The organism is Niallia taxi, from assembly GCF_004005475.1.
Classification (GTDB): Bacteria; Bacillota; Bacilli; order Bacillales; family Cytobacillaceae; genus Niallia; species Niallia taxi.
In genome coordinates, this window is the sequence record NZ_RZTZ01000002.1 from 787,859 (window position 1) to 806,181 (window position 18,323).

16 protein-coding genes, 1 tRNA gene and 1 pseudogene are annotated in these 18,323 nt (G+C 36.9%); 17 read left to right on the forward strand and 1 reads right to left on the reverse strand.

Annotated features, from left to right (window positions below):
- Positions 1-38: 38 nt before the first annotated feature.
- A tRNA-Arg gene (locus EM808_RS08800) sits at positions 39-112 on the reverse strand.
- Positions 113-450: 338 nt separating this feature from the next.
- Between EM808_RS08800 and EM808_RS08805 the strand changes: the two genes are divergently transcribed.
- From EM808_RS08805 to EM808_RS08885, 17 genes and pseudogenes are all read left to right on the forward strand, one after another.
- On the forward strand, positions 451-1,164 hold the full coding sequence (locus EM808_RS08805) for a GntR family transcriptional regulator (RefSeq protein WP_127737800.1): 714 nt from the start codon (positions 451-453) through the stop codon (positions 1,162-1,164).
- A gap of 231 nt (positions 1,165-1,395) precedes the next feature.
- A complete protein-coding gene (locus EM808_RS08810; protein WP_127737801.1) occupies positions 1,396-2,220 on the forward strand; it encodes an ABC transporter permease in 825 nt (274 codons plus the stop codon).
- 39 nt (positions 2,221-2,259) lie between these two features.
- Entirely contained in the window at positions 2,260-3,363 is a 1,104-nt protein-coding gene (locus EM808_RS08815) for an ABC transporter ATP-binding protein (RefSeq protein WP_127737802.1), read from the forward strand.
- The gene (locus EM808_RS08820; protein WP_127737803.1) at positions 3,350-4,507 is read left to right on the forward strand and encodes an extracellular solute-binding protein; all 1,158 of its coding nucleotides are present in this window, start codon (positions 3,350-3,352) and stop codon (positions 4,505-4,507) included. Before EM808_RS08815 ends, EM808_RS08820 begins: the two co-directional genes overlap by 14 nt.
- Entirely contained in the window at positions 4,504-5,376 is an 873-nt protein-coding gene (locus tag EM808_RS08825; protein WP_235856578.1) for an ABC transporter permease, read from the forward strand. The genes EM808_RS08820 and EM808_RS08825 overlap by 4 nt, the downstream gene beginning before the upstream one ends.
- A gap of 24 nt (positions 5,377-5,400) precedes the next feature.
- Entirely contained in the window at positions 5,401-6,669 is a 1,269-nt protein-coding gene (locus EM808_RS08830; RefSeq protein ID WP_127737804.1) for a hypothetical protein, read from the forward strand.
- Between the two features lie 20 nt (positions 6,670-6,689).
- Positions 6,690-8,231, forward strand: a complete 1,542-nt coding sequence (locus EM808_RS08835; protein ID WP_127737805.1) for a CehA/McbA family metallohydrolase — start codon at positions 6,690-6,692, stop codon at positions 8,229-8,231.
- 234 nt (positions 8,232-8,465) lie between these two features.
- The gene (locus tag EM808_RS08840) at positions 8,466-9,080 is read left to right on the forward strand and encodes a nitroreductase family protein (RefSeq protein WP_127737806.1); all 615 of its coding nucleotides are present in this window, start codon (positions 8,466-8,468) and stop codon (positions 9,078-9,080) included.
- Between the two features lie 221 nt (positions 9,081-9,301).
- Complete coding sequence (locus EM808_RS08845; RefSeq protein WP_127737807.1) at positions 9,302-9,772, forward strand: NUDIX hydrolase; 471 nt, start codon at positions 9,302-9,304, stop codon at positions 9,770-9,772.
- A 299-nt stretch (positions 9,773-10,071) separates the two neighbouring features.
- Positions 10,072-10,521: a GNAT family N-acetyltransferase gene (locus EM808_RS08850; protein WP_127737808.1), complete on the forward strand. Its 450-nt coding sequence runs from the start codon at positions 10,072-10,074 to the stop codon at positions 10,519-10,521.
- Positions 10,522-10,804: 283 nt separating this feature from the next.
- Positions 10,805-11,356: a hypothetical protein gene (locus EM808_RS08855; RefSeq protein ID WP_127737809.1), complete on the forward strand. Its 552-nt coding sequence runs from the start codon at positions 10,805-10,807 to the stop codon at positions 11,354-11,356.
- Between the two features lie 376 nt (positions 11,357-11,732).
- Positions 11,733-12,116: pseudogene (locus EM808_RS29750) on the forward strand (response regulator); the annotation flags it as partial.
- A gap of 387 nt (positions 12,117-12,503) precedes the next feature.
- The gene (locus tag EM808_RS08865) at positions 12,504-13,244 is read left to right on the forward strand and encodes a helix-turn-helix transcriptional regulator (protein ID WP_127737811.1); all 741 of its coding nucleotides are present in this window, start codon (positions 12,504-12,506) and stop codon (positions 13,242-13,244) included.
- A gap of 10 nt (positions 13,245-13,254) precedes the next feature.
- A complete protein-coding gene (locus EM808_RS08870; protein ID WP_127737812.1) occupies positions 13,255-15,021 on the forward strand; it encodes a cache domain-containing sensor histidine kinase in 1,767 nt (588 codons plus the stop codon).
- A gap of 164 nt (positions 15,022-15,185) precedes the next feature.
- Complete coding sequence (locus tag EM808_RS08875; RefSeq protein WP_127737813.1) at positions 15,186-16,475, forward strand: ABC transporter substrate-binding protein; 1,290 nt, start codon at positions 15,186-15,188, stop codon at positions 16,473-16,475.
- Positions 16,476-16,677: 202 nt separating this feature from the next.
- Positions 16,678-17,493 (forward strand): carbohydrate ABC transporter permease, encoded by an 816-nt coding sequence (locus EM808_RS08880; protein ID WP_127737933.1) that lies wholly within the window; start codon positions 16,678-16,680, stop codon positions 17,491-17,493.
- Positions 17,486-18,304: a carbohydrate ABC transporter permease gene (locus EM808_RS08885; protein ID WP_412973739.1), complete on the forward strand. Its 819-nt coding sequence runs from the start codon at positions 17,486-17,488 to the stop codon at positions 18,302-18,304. The genes EM808_RS08880 and EM808_RS08885 overlap by 8 nt, the downstream gene beginning before the upstream one ends.
- The last annotated feature ends 19 nt before the right edge of the window (positions 18,305-18,323 follow it).

The window sequence follows — 18,323 nt, forward strand, 5'->3', positions numbered from 1 at the left end:
GAAAAAAGCTGGCTTATTAAGCCAGCTTTTCTTTATGACGTCCCTGGAGGGAATCGAACCCACGACACACAGCTTAGGAGGCTGCCGCTCTATCCTACTGAGCTACAGAGACATGTATGATTGTTTTTGCTACCTTAAGAGGATACAACATCGAAGGAAATAAGTAAAGTAAATAGCATTGGAAAATTCCAGCTTTTCCTTTTATTAAAGTAGGGATAAAGACGCTGTTACTGGGTGGCATTGTAAGAATAAAGGCATAAGCAATCGAGGATTTTGAGAAGCAAAATATATTAAAATTGTAATTTTTATGTATATTTTTTAAATTATGATTCACATGTCTACTATATTATTGCCTACGTTAACGATTAACACATATAATAAAACCTGTATTAGAGACGTGCCTTACATAATATATCGAAGTATCTAACTAGAACTAGAGGGAGGAATATAGTGAAACCTCTTTACATGTTAATAAAGGAAAAAATTGAGGCAGACATGCATTCAGGCAAACTAAAGTCAGGTATCAGGTTGCCTTCTGAAATAGTACTTGCAGCAGAATTTAAAGTCAGCCGAGAAACCGTACGTTCCGCCATTCGCCTTCTTGAAGAAAATGGAAAGGTTTATGTTAAGCATGGGGTAGGGACATTTGTTGTTAACCCATTGCCTAAGACACCGAATAGCTTAGAGCAGCTGATGAGTGTCACATCCATGATAAAGTATGCCGGCTTAGAGGATGGGGAAAAACGAGAGAAAATAAAGCTGGATAAGCCTACAGAGGAATGGAGAAATTTATTACAGCTCAAGGAGGACGAAGAGGTAATCATTCATGAAAGAATCCGAACGGCGAATGATGAACCTGTTGTGTTTTCTCAGAATGTCATAGCGGAATCACTTGTTAAGAAAAAAATGATTAATCAAGGCTCAATCGGCTCTCTATTCGATTACTTAAAAAAAGAATGCAATATTGATATCGCTAGAGCTACAACGGAAATTGTTGTTCCCCTTCATACAGATCGTAATTGTCATAAGCTGCTTATTCATCCAGAAACGACTGTTTTATTATTAAAGCAACTTCATTACGATCATCAAAACCGCCCCGTTCTATATTCATTAGATTATTTTAGGAATGACGTTTTTACATTCACTGTAAATAGAACAAGATAAGAATTAATAGGCTCAAAGAGTTGGAAAACCAATCTATTTTTTTAATGGATTGGTTTTTTGTTTTTTAAAAGAAGTCTAGACAACTAAACGGAATATAAAAGAAAGTTATGAATATTTACAAGAAAACAACAAATGGATGAAAGATTATTAATAATCATTTGTTAAATTAAAGCTAAGAGGTATAGACTTCTTATTTGGAAAAATCATTACCTGAACAGGAGAGGAGAAGAGATATTGTGGTATTTTAAAACACTTGGTAAGGGGAAAATAGTCGAATTCATTCTACTTGCGATTTTCCTGCTATTCTTTTTTGGGCCCTTATTAAATTTACTGTTACTAGCGTTTTCTGGTGAGTGGCAATATCCTGATGCTTTGCCAAAGTCTTGGTCATTGGAATGGTGGAGCTTCGTCTTAGCAGATGAGTCAATCGTAAGATCAATGTGGTTATCTTTTCTTATTGCAGCGATTGTTACCTTGATTTCCCTTATTATTTGTATTCCTGCAGCATATGCGTTTGCACGCATCAGTTTTCCATTAAGAAGGTTTTTTCTTTTCTCCTTCTTGCTGACTAATGCTTTTCCGAAAATGGGATTATATGTTGCAATCGCCGTTTTATTTTATCAATACAACCTTATGAATACATTCATTGGGATTATATTAATACATCTAATTAATACGCTTATGCTCATGACCTGGATTCCTTCTGCTGCATTTGAGAATGTTCATCGTTCACAAGAGGAATCTGCTCGCGATGCTGGGGCATCTCCGTTAAAGGTATTCTGGTATATCACTTTGCCGATGGCTAAGCCGGGGATTATTGTGGCGTCTGTTTTTACCTTCCTATCTTCCTTAGATGAAGCACAAGGAACCTTATTAGTAGGAATACCAGACTATAAAACGATGCCAGTTATCATGTATTCCATCATAGCGGACTATCCAAGTACAGCAGGTGCAGTGTTTTCGGTGATATTGACACTTCCAACGATCATTTTGCTATTTGCCGCTAGAAAATTTGTTGGGGCAGATTCATTTGCTAACGGAATGCGTCTTAAATAACGCTTGCAATCAAACGTACAGAAAGGAAGGTAATCTAGCGTGTCAATTAGCTTATCAATAACTAATTTAAGTAAAATTTATCCTACAGGAGAAGGTGTTAAAAGCTTTTCCTTAGATATTCAACATGGAGAAATGGTTACGTTGCTTGGGCCTTCAGGCTGTGGGAAATCTACTGTCCTTCGCAGTGTTGGCGGATTTATCGAGCCCAATGATGGATCCATCATAATCGATGGGAATGAGGTGAACCACCTTCCTCCTGAAAAGAGGCCAAGTGCAATGGTTTTCCAAAGCTATAATTTGTGGCCGCATATGACTGTATTTAATAATCTAGCATTTAGCTTAAAGCTTAAGAAAATGAAGAAAGCTCCTATTATCGATAAAGTGAAATGGGCACTAAATCTAGTTCAACTACAAGGCTATGAAAAGAAGTTTCCAAGTGAATTATCTGGAGGTCAACAACAAAGGGTTGCCTTGGCACGCGCCTTGCTTCTTGAACCGAAAGTACTGTTGTTGGATGAACCGTTTTCTGCTCTTGATGCAAAATTAAGACACGAATTACGGGAAGAACTGCGAGAGATTCAAGCAAAACAGCAGCTTACCATGCTATTTGTGACACATGATCAAGAAGAAGCATTAGCCATCTCTGATCGAATTGTTGTTATGAACAAAGGTGAAGTGGAGCAAATTGATTCTCCGCAAAATATTTATAATTATCCTGCATCCCTGTTTGTTGCTCAATTTATTGGAAAGATGAACTTCCTAACAGGTTATGCGGAAGGAAACAAAATTCATATTGGTTCACTTAACTTTCCTAATATGAATCGATATAACAAATCGGTGACTGTTGCTGTTAGACCAGAGGATGTTGTGCTTGCAAGTGAAGTCGAAAATGGCCTTGAGGCAATGATTGAAAAAGTGATGATGTTAGGTCATTACGCAGAGGTCAGCTTGAAAACAGAGTTTGGGATTATAAAAATGTTTATTGATCGCAGTGAAATAAGTCAATTTAAAATGCACCAAAATATCCGCATAACGTTCGCAACCATTCAAACCTTTACAGATGAACAGGACATACATACTAATGGTTATTCAAAAATACCAAATCTAACTAAAGAGGAGATTGAAGTATATGAAAAAGTCTAAATCATTAAAAAGAATGTTAACAGGAACAATATTAGCTGTCAGTACCTTTTCATTAGTTGCGTGTAATTCTAGCGAGACAAACAGTGCGGCAAGTGGAGGGGAAGATGTAACTAAAATATCTCTATACAGTTCAGGCTCTCAAAATGTTGAGACTTTCTGGGAAACGGTTATTCCTAAATTTGAAGAAGCACATAAGGATATTGATGTGAATTTCGTATTTGTTCCGTCTGGGACAGGTGGACAGGCTACAATTGATCGAATTGTTGCAGCTAAAAAAGCAAATAAAGATTCTGAGATTGATATTTATGAAGGAGCACTTGCAGATATTATCCGCAGCGAAGAGGAGGGCGGGTTGTTTTATGAACTTTCAACAGATTCTATTAAAAATCTAGAGAATGTTCAAGCAGAAAACCTAGAGGGTACACAAAATCTAGCAGTTCCTTATCGTGCATCATCAGTTGTGCTCGCGTACAATTCAGACAAAGTAAAGGATGTTCCGACAACGGCAGCAGAATTGAATGCTTGGATAGAAAAAAATCCAGGTCGCTTTGCTTACAATGATCCAAATACAGGTGGAGCAGGAAGCTCATTTGTTCTCTCAACTGTTTATAACGAACTCGATGATAATGCTATGAATGTTCAGGATGAAAGTATTATGAAAAGCTGGGACAAAGGAATTCAAATACTAAAGGACATGGCACCAAACCTTTATAAATCAGGAGTATATCCGAAAAAGAATCAAGGAACGGTTGACCTGCTTGCTAATGGTGAGGTTGATATGATTCCAGCTTGGTCTGATATGGCTTTAGAACAAATAAATTCAAAATTATTGCCGGATACTACTAAATTAACACAAATCGATCCAGCTTTTACTGGTGGACCAGCTTATTTAATGGCTGTGGATAATGGTAATGATGAACGTAAGGAAGCCTCTGAAACGTTCCTGGATTATGTTCTTACTCAAGATGTGCAGAAACTGGTTATAGATACAATGTACGGCTATCCAGGTATTAAATGGGACCTATTGCCAGCAGAGGATCAAAAGAAATTTGAAGCAGTCAGTGGCGGTTACCGTACTTTTAACGGGGGCGATCTAGCAAGTGAATTAATGAAAGTCTGGCAAAAAGAGGTAGCGAGTCAATGAGTAGGGTAGTTGCCTTAAAAGAGAGTTTTGTCATTCAGAAAAAAACAAAATTAGCAGTGTTAGGAATAGGGCTTGTTATGCCCTCTTTCCTAACGTTGCTTGTTTTGGTGATCTATCCAGTCGCCCTTGCGATAATGGAGAGCTTTCAAAATGAAGAGGATGCCTTTTCACTTGAGAACTATCAATATATTTTTACAGAGCCATTAATCTTGCAAAGCATTCAACATACTTTAGTAATTACGTTCATTTCTTGTTTTTTAACTTTAGGATTAAGCTATCTATTAGCTATTTATCTTAACTTTAGTAACAGTATTTTTTCTAAAATAATCAACAAGCTGTATTTTATTCCATTGTTTATTCCGGGCGTTATCGCCATATATGGATTTTTGAATTTTTATCGGGATAATGGCTGGGTTGCAAGAATCATTGGTGAAAACAATATGCCCTCCATTATTTATGATATGAAAGGCCTATTAATGATTAATGTGTGGTTTAATATTCCCTTTACAACCATGCTGTTATTATCGGCTCTACAAGCCATTCCTCGGTCTGTCATTGAAAGTGCAAAAGATACGGGGGCATCAAGGCTCAGGCTGTTTATTCATTTCATACTTCCTCTTTCCTATAAGACAATGCTTGTTGCTTTAACGTTTCTGTTTATGGGCTTAATTGGCAGCTTTACAGCACCCTTTCTTATCGATCGGAATGCGCCGCAAATGCTAGGTGTATCCATGCAGCAGCATTTCTCCGTATACAATGAGATCGGCCAATCAAGCGCACTTGCTGTTTTTATGTTTGTATTATGCTCCATTGTAGGCTATGTATATATTCAAAATAATATGAAAAAGTCAAAGAAGGATATGTTCTAATTTTAAATTAGGGAGATGGTTAGGATGACGGTATTAAACCCTGCAAAATTAAAGCATTTAGAGCGGTATCAATCTAGCTTTATTATTGAGGAAAAAGGCTATTATGCTGTGAATCTTAGGGCGTTGGCATCTACCTCTTGGCAGGAGGAAAATAATGAATCACTAATGCTGAGATTGTATGTGAATCAAGTGCATCATCAAGATATTATATTATTTTATGGAAGCAATAGCTTCACATATAAGCGTCTTCTTGGCTTAATGGAGTCTGGAACATACGAAATGGAATGGCTTTGTGAATCACCTCGAAACAGGGAAGCTTTTGCTCAGCTTGAAAGCTGTACGCTAGAAAAATTAGCTTTAACTGATCGAGAAACACTTGCTGTTCAATATGCTCCTAAGCTTTACGGACGTGCAGTGTACAGCCAATTTGATAATTTGTTTACGGACACTCCTTTAGAAATGATTTATTTTTTTGATAAATGGGAAAAAGGGGCGGTAATTGAATATCATATGGTTTTTAGTCATGAAGATGAGGGGACACCTGCGGTTCTGTTAATGTCAAAGTGGGGGCGTTTATTAGATATTGAATATATGGCAAGCATTTATTTGAATGAACAGAATGAAGTAGAATATGTTGAATATCAAGGGGCTGAGCATCAGGTGAAATCATATCAAGTAAATGATAACCAGATTATTCTTCAAACAGCTACCTGCAATGGGAACTTTACAGATGAAATTACAAGTTCCTACCATTTCTCCTTTATTCCAAGCTACGAATGGAAAATAGAAAACGAGGCTCGAGAAACAGTGATGGTGCGTTTTCCTTATATCAATCATGTCATGAAATGGGAAGCGGAGAGACAGTTGAAGAATTCTCCCTTGCCTTATAATAAAATCGAAAATGTGAATCAGTATATTTATATTCAATCCTCAGTATGGGGAATGGAGCTTGGCAGCCCAAGTGTGGATTTTCTTTGCCGGACTAAAGGTGACAACGAGTGGTACTCGAGTTCTTTACATAATAAAAAGTTAGGCGAATTCTCAGCAGCCTATACTGGTCCCTACAATCACTTTGGAACAGCTATTTGTCTGCCTGAAGGGAAATCAATGGAAGATATAGTGGAAATAAAGATTGCTCTTATTAATGATAAACTGCCTCAAGTCAACGTGAGAAATGTGCAGGTATTCGCTTACGATGAAAATAATGACATGAGAAAATATATAGAAAAAGCCTTTGACGAAAATTTAGACAGAATAGAATCGGAAATGACTATTTGGCGAAAAGAGATGTAAGGATGGTGTAAAACAACAAGATGAGAGAAAAAGAGAATCATATATTATTTGAAATCAATTCAACAATAACGAATAAAAGTACACAATCACATATCCAACACAGCTTTTTTGTGCCGGAAGATACGGACGTAATTTATGTGGATTTTTCTTTTGACCCACCACATCAATCAGATATAAATGAAAATAAACGATTAAGTGAAGAAGCTTCTACCTATTATGAAGCAAAGCTTTCGCAAAATGAAATCATTAGAAACCTGCTAACAATATCCATTGATGATGATGATGGCTTTAGAGGGGCGCGTCATTATCATTCACCTATCCAACATCATATGATTAGTGCGTTTAATTCAACCCCAGGATTCCTTAATAAAAGAAATCCTGCCGGGCTATGGTCTGTTACCGTAAGCATTCATGCATTGGTAACAGAGAGCTGTACATATAAGCTTCGTATATATAAAAGGCACCATTTGGGAATCGAAACGGTTATACCATGGCGAGATAGGCCGCTAAATAAACAAATAAAAGATAATGACTCAAGTATTCCAGCATATCCCTCTCTAGTAGGTCCTGTTAGGTGGGTGCCATCTGAACTGCATACACATACATTTCATAGTGATGGGAAACAGTCGCTGTTGGAAATGGTAGAAGCTGCTAAGGAAATGGGCCTTAAAGCAGTCGTTATGACAGATCATAATACTATCAGCCCTTTTGAGGAAATGGAGCAAGCAGAAGATCAAACAGGTCTGCATATTCTGTATGGTTTGGAATGGACGACATTTTACGGACACCTACTAACGATAGGATATGATTCGCCAACCTACACGGATTGGCGACTAATTGGACCATTAGATATTGAAAAAGGTATTAAAAACATTCGGCACCATGACGCCTTGGTTGGAATAGCCCACCCGTTTCGGATCGGTAATCCAATCGGCACTGGCTGTCACTGGGAATTCCCTCTTGAATCCATTAATATGGTTGATTTTATTGAAGTATGGAATTCTACAAGACCAGGGTCGAAAGCATATAATCAGCGGGCCTTTTTATATTGGACAGAACTGTTAAATAAAGGCTATAGAATAACAGCAACTGCAGGAAGGGATTGGCATCATAATGAAGAAATAAATCCTTTACCTGCATTAACTTATGTACAAATGTCTCAAGGCAGTGCAGAAAAAGATACGTTCAGAACTGCTTTTTTACAGTCTATCCGTGCAGGGCGAATCAGTATTTCATATGGAAAACCACTTGAACTTATCGTGACCCACGAGGACATGACTTATAGTGTTGGTGATGCAATCGATAGAGTGGAAAATCAGCCATTAATTGTCCAAGTTTCGTCAGAGGGATGGGAATATAATAGCCGCATTGATAGTAAGAATGCTGTCTTGGTTGTAGTAACAAATACTGGGGAAATACTACATGGCAGCCCTGGGCTGTTACAGCTTCAAGCTGATATAAAGGAAACAGAAGTAAAATGGATTCGATCAGAATTATATGCATCAGTTGATAATGGCACAGCAGAGCTGGTCGCCTTTACTAATCCGATATATATCAGGTGAATACCTGAAGTTAAGAACTGAGTAGGGTGTGTCCGGTAGGGAGCCAGACTCACCCTATTCATTTCCTGCACTAACCCTATTCAAACTATAATTCCTTCTTCAAAAATTTCATTTTTTCATGCTTACAATTAAGTGTAAGGATAAAGTCTACTTCTTTGACAAAATAAACTTACTAATGGTAAGTTAGTTATTGTATACAATTACTACATATACATTAGGAGGAGTGAAATTAAAATGTCACAATTAGAACAAGTTATTAAAAGTCGCAAATCAGTTAGGGCATATGACCCTGAATTTAAAATAGACAAAAAAGAACTGGAAGAAATTTTAGAAATTGCTTCTAGTGCACCTTCTTCTAGTAATTTACAAGCTTGGAGATTTATTGTTATCCAAGATCAAGAGAAGAAAAAGGAATTAACACCATTTGGTAACAACCAAGCAGCAATTGATGCATCCTCGGCTATTATCGCAGTAATTGGAGATGCAGAAGCATATAAAAATGCTCAGGAAATTTATGCGCAAAACGTTGAACTAGGCTATATGGACCAATCTATTGCTGAGACATATGCTACTAATACGTATAATTCCTATTCTAAGCTTCCACAGCAAGTGTTATCTCAATTTGCTAGCTATGATGCTGGATTAATCTCTATGCAAATTCTTTTATTAGCAAAAGACCGTGGATATGACACGTTAGTTATGGGTGGATTTGATAAAGTGGATTTTGCAAAGCGTTTCGAATTACCAGAGAATCAATTCCCAATTGCACTTATTGCTCTAGGAAAAGCAAAAGCGCCTGCATTTAATTCAAGTCGTTTACCTTTAGAAAAAATTGTGACATTTTATTAATAATAAAGAAAGGCTATTTGCATGAGAAGACTATTCTGAGCAAATAGTCTTTTTTTTGTAAAAGAAGGTTGTTTTACTGTAATCGCACTTTTTGCTGTTGATAATTTGTGGCTCAGTCACTTTAGCGGGAAAGCCTGACACATATTTCGTTTGAGAAATTTTTAGGGAAAGAAGGTAATTTAGTTTTTGGGAAAGAAGTTTATTGAAAAGGAGGTAATCTTGTGAGCTATGTATCTGATTTAAGAAAATTAGTTGGTAGACACCCAATTATTACGGTCGGTGCGACCATCATTATTGTGAATGAGCAGGGAGAAATTCTATTTCAGCATCGGTCCGATACACTTGATTGGGGGTTGCCGGGAGGAGCAATAGAGCTAACAGAAACACTAGAAGAAACTGCATGGCGAGAGTTAAAGGAAGAAACAGGTCTTTTGGCAGAAGAGTTTACGTTAATTGCTGCTTTTTCAGGGCCAGATTATTACTTCCGTTATCCAAATGGTGATGAGACATATAGTGTGATACATTTGTATCACGGAAAAAGGGTAAGTGGCCAGCTTGAATTGACTGATGGAGAAAGCTTGGATCTTCAATACTTCGCAAAAGACAAACTACCTGAAAAGATAGAAAAGCGAGCGAAAGCTTTATTAAATGCTGCAGGTGAAAAGCTTTGGAAGCTTGAATCTTCTTTTTAAAAAAGGAGGAAGGGAAATGGAATAAGTTAAATTTATAATTTAAAATGTATTAGACGTCTTTTTAATCATCAAATCAAATCATCCTAGTTCCTTGTATGTGTTTTTTGTTGTACTTGTAATTGGATATATTATCTATGATTCTATTACAGCTCCAAAAAGAAATAGTAAATAAACACATTACTTTATGGTCATTCAAGAGTCTCGTAAAGGCTCTTTTTTTGTTTCAGCTTGATTAGATGAACATGCGAAATTAATATATAATAGTAAAAAATACTTTATACATTGTTTAGGAGAATAAAATGAATTGGACAATAAAAGCATTTAATGAGTTAACAGCAAATGAGGTCTACACTATTTTACAAGAAAGAACAGCTGTGTTTGTTGTCGAGCAAAACTGTCCTTATTTAGAGGTGGATGGGAAAGACATACAGTCCTTTCATCTTCTTGCAGAAAAGAATGGAGAAATTGCCGCGTATTGCAGAGTTTTGCCTGCCGGAATTTCTTATGAGAAAGCATCAATTGGCAGGGTGCTTGTTAAAAAAGAATACAGAGGATATGGTCTAGCATATGAATTGCTGAATAAGGCGATTGCGTTTATAAGAGATGAATTAAAGGAGCCTGCCATTCAAATTTCAGCACAAAGCCATTTAGAAAAATTTTATGCTTCCTTCGGCTTTCAAGCCACCTCTAATGAGTACTTGGAGGATGATATTCCTCATATTGATATGCTGCTTTTCTTTGCAGAATAATAGATTCCTGTATAGAAGAGGAGGGGAAGAGGGTGAATCTTGGGAGCTTTATGATCCTATTGACAAGAACTTCTCCCCGTACGGAAGCCATTTAATCAACAGCTATTGTCATGCATGGAGCTGTACACCGACATATTTAATCAGAAAATATGATTTATAAGAGGAAAGAGACAATCACTAGCGATTGCCTCTTTTTTTTCATAGAAAACTAGATAAAGTATATCTTATCCTCCGCTATTATGGTAATTTAAAATATAGAAAAATATGCAAATTGAGGTGGAAAATGGATTCGGAATGGAAGGCGATTTTACGGTTTTTAGGCATTTCGTTTTATGCTCTATATTATACAGGCTGTTTTATTATCATTAAAGCGTCTCTATCAACCTATAATATTGTAAATATAACAATACTAGTTTTGCCGATACTTATTGTTTTGCTTATGAATTATCTTAGGGAAAAACGCCAAAAGACAACTACATTTAAATATAGGAAAGCAGTGCTTCTATATAGCATTGCTCCAATTATTTGTTTTTACCTGCTAACAGTTAATGAATATAAAGCTATTTTCACTGCTGAAAAATGGCTGGAGCAGGAGACAGAAAGAACCTTTATGATAGATAATTTATTAAAGGAGCATCCTTTAGAGGGCAAACAGAAAAAAGACATAGTTGCCCTGTTAGGAAAAGAAACAGCAGAAGCATATTTTAAAGAAAAGGATAATTTGGTCTACCTGCTCGGTGCTGAACGTGGTTTTATTTCAATGGACACTGAGTGGCTTATTATTCATTTTAATGATGACAACATTGCAGATAAGGTGGAGGTAGTATCCTCTTAATAGAACTTTAGAAATATTAGTTTTTCTTACACCTGATGCTCTGCATAATTTCCCTAGATATAAGACTGTAAAGCATGGTTTAATAGTGAACCATGCTTTTTTTTGTTAGATAAGTAGTAAAGCGTATACATTCAGTGTCAATGTTAATCATTTTTTTAAATTAAAGCGCTAATCACATGATATACTTAATAAAAAGCGGGAAGGAGGCAGATAACCAATTTGCTATGCTGCCTAACGGAATAACATGAAAGCGTTTTTTTGCAACTTACGTACATACATAGGTTGGAGCATTCATTCCTTTTAACTGAAATTACATGTATCTGCTTCAAAGCCAACACATACTTAACACATCTTTTCACTGGCAGGGGGTATATCAATGGCAATAGAACGAGGCCGATTGCTGATTGTAGATGATGAAATATTGATAAGGCAGGGGATTAAGCATTACATCAATTGGGAACAGGAAGGTTTTGACATTGTCGGGGAAGCTGCACATGGGAAGGAAGCACTTGAACTGATTGAGGTTGTTAAACCAGATATAATCCTTACAGACATTGTCATGCCTATTATGGATGGCGAAGAGCTGACGAGAATATTGAAGGAAAAATATCCTCAAATTGGAGTGATTGTCTTAAGCAGTTTTGGGGATTTTGATTACGTCCGTTCCACATTTCAAAATGGTGTGCTCGATTATATTCTTAAACCAAAGCTTAATTCGGACAGCTTACTGACGGCTTTAAGAAAAATGAAGCAGCAAATAGCTGGGCAAAAGCTGTCGGAAATGAACGAAGGAAATTCTTATATAAAACAGGCGATTCGTAAAATGCTGTCAGGCTATGACGTAGAAAAACATGGCGAGAAAATAGCTGCCGTATTTCCAGCCGGAACTTATTGGTTAGCTGCCATTCAAACCACGGGCGAGCAAGCACAGATGGATACTTTCAAAACAGAAATAATCGGTGGTTTGAAAGGAAGAGGCTTTACATGCTTTATGGAAAAGGACATTGCCATTATTAATGGCCATGATGTGGAGCAATTACAAGCTTTTTTTGAAGAAATGACTTGCGTGCATATGGAGTTGCGTATTGTTTTAACAGATTCATTCGATGACTTTACATTAATCGGCAAGTAGTATAAAGATACATTAGTGAAATTAATAAATACTAGATTTTATTTTCCAGAAATTCCTGTTTTAACAATACAAGTTCTTTCTAAGGAAATCCCTGAATTAGAAGCATTTCACCTAGATTGGTTTATAAGTGAGTTTAAAAGTAAACGCTTTGATACGGCTTTATCATATGTAGAAGAGTATGCTGCAAATATTTCTGGTAATTTCAAGCTTGATGTTTATGAATACAAGTCTTTTTTCAGCAATATTATCTTTAATATTACAATTTTACTTGGAAATATGGATTATGAAGTAAAAAAACTGGAGCAGGAAAAATATACGTATTTGCGCGGAATCGAGGAAGCGGCAACTGCTGATCAAGTAGGGCTACAACTGCAGCGATTTTTGATAGAAGCGAAAAGATCGATTGATGTGATGCTTGAACAGCCAGACAGTATAAATATAAAAAGAATTATTTCCTATCTAAATGAACATTTTCAAGAACAGCTGACACTAACAAATGTAGCAAATCACTTTCACTTTAATCCATCCTATTTGTCCAGTTATTTTTCCACACATATGAAGGAAGGCTTTAGTGAATATCTTAACAGAGTGAGGATTGAAGAGGCGTCTAAGCTTCTTACGGCAGGAACGGAGCCAATTTCGGAGATTAGTGGCATTGTCGGTTATTCTGATCACAGTTATTTCTGTAAGGTATTCAAAAAAATGAAAGGGCTATCACCAAGTCAATTTAGACGTAAACAATGGGTGGAGAAGTGATGATTAAAAGATGAAACTTATTCCGGAACGATTTAAACACAGCAATCTATTCATCACCATGTCACTAATTACAGTCATTATAATTATCATCGTTTCCATTACCATAACATGGACAACAATACGCATGAGTGAACAATTCTTTTTTGAAAAGTTCAGCATTACAAATGCCAAGGTTATGGACCAAGTGAAGGATAGCTATGAGAAATATCATTACTCTGTCGTAATTGCTTCTAATAATTTACAGCAAAGCATTACTATAAGAGACATGCTGACAGAGAAAAAAGAATCTAATATCGAGAGGTTTCAGTCCATATACGGCCTGAGTGAGCTTATTCGGCGAATTGAACCTAATCTAGCTGCATATGAGGTTGGGATAATGGTAGCAGGGGAAAACGGTTTAAGCTATGCAACAAATGACAGGTCCATTTGGCCAATTACAGATGAAGAGCTGGATAAAAGCAGTTTAGCTAAACAAACAGCCCAAACTCCATTTAAGCTGCAATATCATTATGATTGGCGTCCTAGCAACGATTCAGGCAGTTATCTTGTTGCTTCTAAGGCATTAGTGAATCGTGCTGGTGAGCAATATGGGGCAGCATATATATCTATACGTGAAAGTGATTTTCGCAAGTTTTATTCGACCTACACTTCTCCAGGTAATAATGTTTTTTTAGTCGATAAAGCTGGTGTGATTGTTTCAAGCAGCCTCACAGAACAAATCGGCAAACACTCAAGTGAGCTGAAGGATTATGAAAAGCAGATTGGAACCACTGAAAATAATGATTACGTAATTGGCGATTTCCTAGGAAGAGAACAAATTATTATGATGGAATATATACCTTTCTTTGATATGTATATGTTTAATATTATCGATAAAGATACAGCGTTTGGGAATTTAATAGATAAGAAAAAGATTTTGCTCATTTCGATGGGGATCGTGATTGTAGCACTATTTATCGTTTTGCTTGCTTCAAGACGGCTAACTAACTCTCTGTCTAGTCTTGTAAGACAAATTGAAAGTGCATCAGAATACGATTTTGATGAATATGTATCCGTTTCTGGCACATATGAAACACGAAAAATCGGCATTGCCTTTAATTCGATGCTCGATGAATTGCATGAATATGTCGATCAGCTTGTTCTGTCACAGAAACAGCGCCGAAATGCCGAGCTTGCTGCATTGCAGCAGCAAATCAACCCTCACTTTCTTTATAATACTTTAGCATCCATTAAATTTATCGCAAGTCAAGGCAATATCGCTGAAACAGATGCAATGATTAACTCCTTAATCTCATTATTACAAAACACGATTGGAAATGTCAGTGAGACGATAACAGTAGAACAAGAAATGACTAATTTGCGTAACTACGTTTTTATTAATGAAAAACGATACGGTAATAAGATTAAGGTTAATTACTTTATTGCACCAGATTGTGCTGATAATCTTGTCCCAAAGCTGATACTGCAGCCATTCGTTGAAAATGCTTTTTTTCATGGATTTATTGAAAAGCAGGAGGGCTATATCCATATTCTGATTTGGCAGGAGGATGGCAGCTTAATCTGTGAGGTTGTTGATAATGGCGATGGCATGGAGGCGACATGCAGCTTAAAACAGCAAACAAAGAAGAAGCAGCAGCTTTTTTCTGGAATAGGGATAACAAATGTTCATGAACGAATTAAGCTTATTTATGGGGAGCCATATGGTGTAGAAATTACAAGTGAGCTTAAAGAAGGAACAAAGATCAGAATAACCATGCCGATACAAAAAAAATCCTAAAATCTAAAAGAAATCCAAATGCAAAAATGAAAACGAATTCATATTCTTGAAATAATACAAAAACAAAAAAATATCTTCCTAACGGTTTTCCCAAGCAGGATGCTAACATAATAAGTGTAAGTGATAACGCTTACAAAAAAAGAATGGTACTTGGGGGGAAATGGATGAAAAAGCTACTTGCATTGATTTTAGCCAGCATCCTGCTTTTGGCAGCTTGTTCTTCTGGAGGCAATACAGAGGATGCATCTGGAGACGAAAAGGATACAAATAAAATTACGGTATGGGCATGGGATCCTAACTTTAATATTAAAGCAATGAATTTAGCGGTTGATGCATATGCATCCGAAAATTCCGACCTTGATATTCAAGTAATTGAAAATGCTCAAGATGACATTATTCAAAAGCTTAATACATCTTTAAGCTCTGGCACAACAAAGGGTTTGCCAAACATCGTTTTGATTGAAGATTATCGTGCACAAAGCTTTCTACAAGCATATCCAGATATGTTCTATGAATTGACTGACAGCTTTAAGCAAGATGATTTTGCTCAGTATAAAATTGCTCCTACAAGTGTTGAAGGAAAAAATTATGGTTTGCCATTTGATACTGGGGTTGCAGGTTTGTATGTCAGAACAGATTACTTAGAAGAAGCAGGCTATACGGTTGATGATATTAAGGATGTCGACTGGAATAAATATATTGAAATTGGCAAAAAGGTGAAGGAAGTAACAGGCAAAAACATGATTACACAAGATCCAAATGATCTTGGTTTAATTCGCATGATGATTCAATCTGCTGGTTCTTGGTATACGAAGGAAGATGGCGTAACACCTAACTTAGCTGGTAACGAAGCATTGAAAAAGGCTTTCGAAACATATAAAGCCCTTTTAGATGCAGATATCGTCACACCTGTTTCAGACTGGAGTCAATTTTTGGCAGGCTTTAACAGTGGTGATATTGCGACAGTGCCAACAGGCAACTGGATAACTCCATCTGTTAAAGCAGAAAGCTCACAGTCAGGAAAATGGGGTGTAGTTTCCTTGCCGCGCTTGCCTGATGTGGAAGGCTCTGTTAACTCTTCAAATCTTGGCGGAAGCTCCTGGTATGTTCTGAACGTTCCTGGTAAAGAGAAGGCAGCTGAATTCCTTGCCAAAACATTTGGCTCTAATGTTGATTTCTACCAAACGCTTAATAAAGAAGTAGGTGCAATTGGAACTTATTCTCCTGCTGTTGAAGGGGATGCCTATCAAGAAGCAGATGATTTCTTTGGCGGACAGCAAGTAACGGCTGATTTTGCGAAATGGACAGAACAAATTCCGCAAATAAATTATGGTTTGCACACATATGCCATTGAAGACCTACTTGTGGTAGAGGCACAAAACTACTTGAAAGGCAAAGACATTGATAAAGCCCTTGAGGATGCACAAGCACAAGCAGAGGCGCAAATCAAATAAACTAGAGTAGTGATGAAAAAATGCAGCCTTACTTGGATTCAAAATTCCGTTTAAGGCTGCATTTTTATCAACTAGATGCAAGGAGTGTTGAGGTGTGATTCCAGCAAAAACCAATCAGAGTTTCCAGCCAGTAAAAACGTCAAGAAGCCTGCGAACAAAAAACACGGCAATAGGCTGGTCTTTTATAACGATTGCATCTGCAATGATTTGCTTGTTTTATTTTTATCCAATGGTTCAAGCATTTATTTTGTCATTGCAATCAGGAACAGGCACAAATTTAACTTTTGTCGGCTTTGATAATTATGCACGCTTACTGAAGGACCCGACTTTTTTGACAACAGTAAAAAATACGGTTATTTATCTCATTATTCAAGTTCCAGTGATGATTTTGCTTGCCTTATTCATCTCGGTTTTATTAAATGATAAAACATTAAAGTTTAAAGGTGTTTTCCGGACAGCTATTTTTCTTCCATGTGTCACGTCATTAGTTGCTTATTCTGTTATTTTTAAGTATTTATTTGGACTTGACGGCATTATTAATCTATTTTTGTTGAAGCTCTCCATTATTTCGGAGCCGATCCAATGGCTGACAGATCCTTTTTGGGCAAAAATCGCCATTATCACCGCCATAACTTGGCGCTGGACTGGCTACAATATGATTTTCTATTTATCTGCATTGCAAAATGTCGACCAATCCATTTACGAAGCTGCAAAAATGGATGGGGCATCAAGTATCCAAACCTTTTTCAAAATTACTATTCCGATGCTTAAGCCTATTATTTTATTCACTTCCATTACCTCCACAATTGGTACACTCCAGCTGTTTGATGAGGTCATGAATATTACACAGGGCGGCCCGGGGAATGCCACGATGTCGATTTCCCAGTATATTTATAACCTTTCATTTAAATATACTCCAGACTTTGGTTATGCAGCGACTGTCTCGTATGCGATTGTGATTATGATTGTAATTTTCTCTATCATCCAGTTTAAAGTGGCAGGTGATAAAAATGATTAAGAAAGTATTCAGCTATGGTTTTTTAACGATTGTATCCATTGTTTCTGTGTTCCCATTTTTGTGGATGATTGTCAGCTCCACAAATAAGTCAGTCGACGTCACACAGGGACGACTTTTACCAGGAAGTCATTTTATGGAGAACTTAAACAGTTTGCTTGAAACGGTTGAAATTGTTCCTGCTTTAATTAATTCTGGCAAAATATCAATCATTACAACAGTGCTTTCCCTGCTCATTGCATCGCTGGCAGGCTATGGATTTGAAGTTTATCGAAGCAAAATGAAGGACATGGTCTTTAATATTCTTTTATTGTCGATGATGATTCCGTTTGCAGCATTGATGGTTCCATTATTCAGAATGTTTGGCATGATTTCACAAACTGCACCATATATAGGAATTGACACAGCGGCGGCTGTTATATTGCCAACAGTAACAACAGCCTTTTTGATTTTTTTCTTCCGTCAAAGCACAAAGATGTTTCCAAAGGATATTTTGGAGGCTGGCCGAATTGATGGTTTGACTGAATTGGGTTGTTTTTTCCGGATTTATGTACCAACGATGAAAACAACCTATGCCGCTGCAGCAATAATAACCTTCATGGCAAGCTGGAACAGCTATTTATGGCCATTGGTCGTGCTACAGTCACCTGAAAACCAGACAGTTCCCTTATTAATTTCTGTACTTGGATCGAGTTACTCTCCAGATTTCGGTGTTATCATGACAGCAATTGTCATTGCAACATTACCAGCAGCATTTATTTTCTTCATTATGCAAAAGCATTTTGTTGCGGGCATGATGGGATCAGTGAAGTAGTAAGCAATGGAAGGAGTTT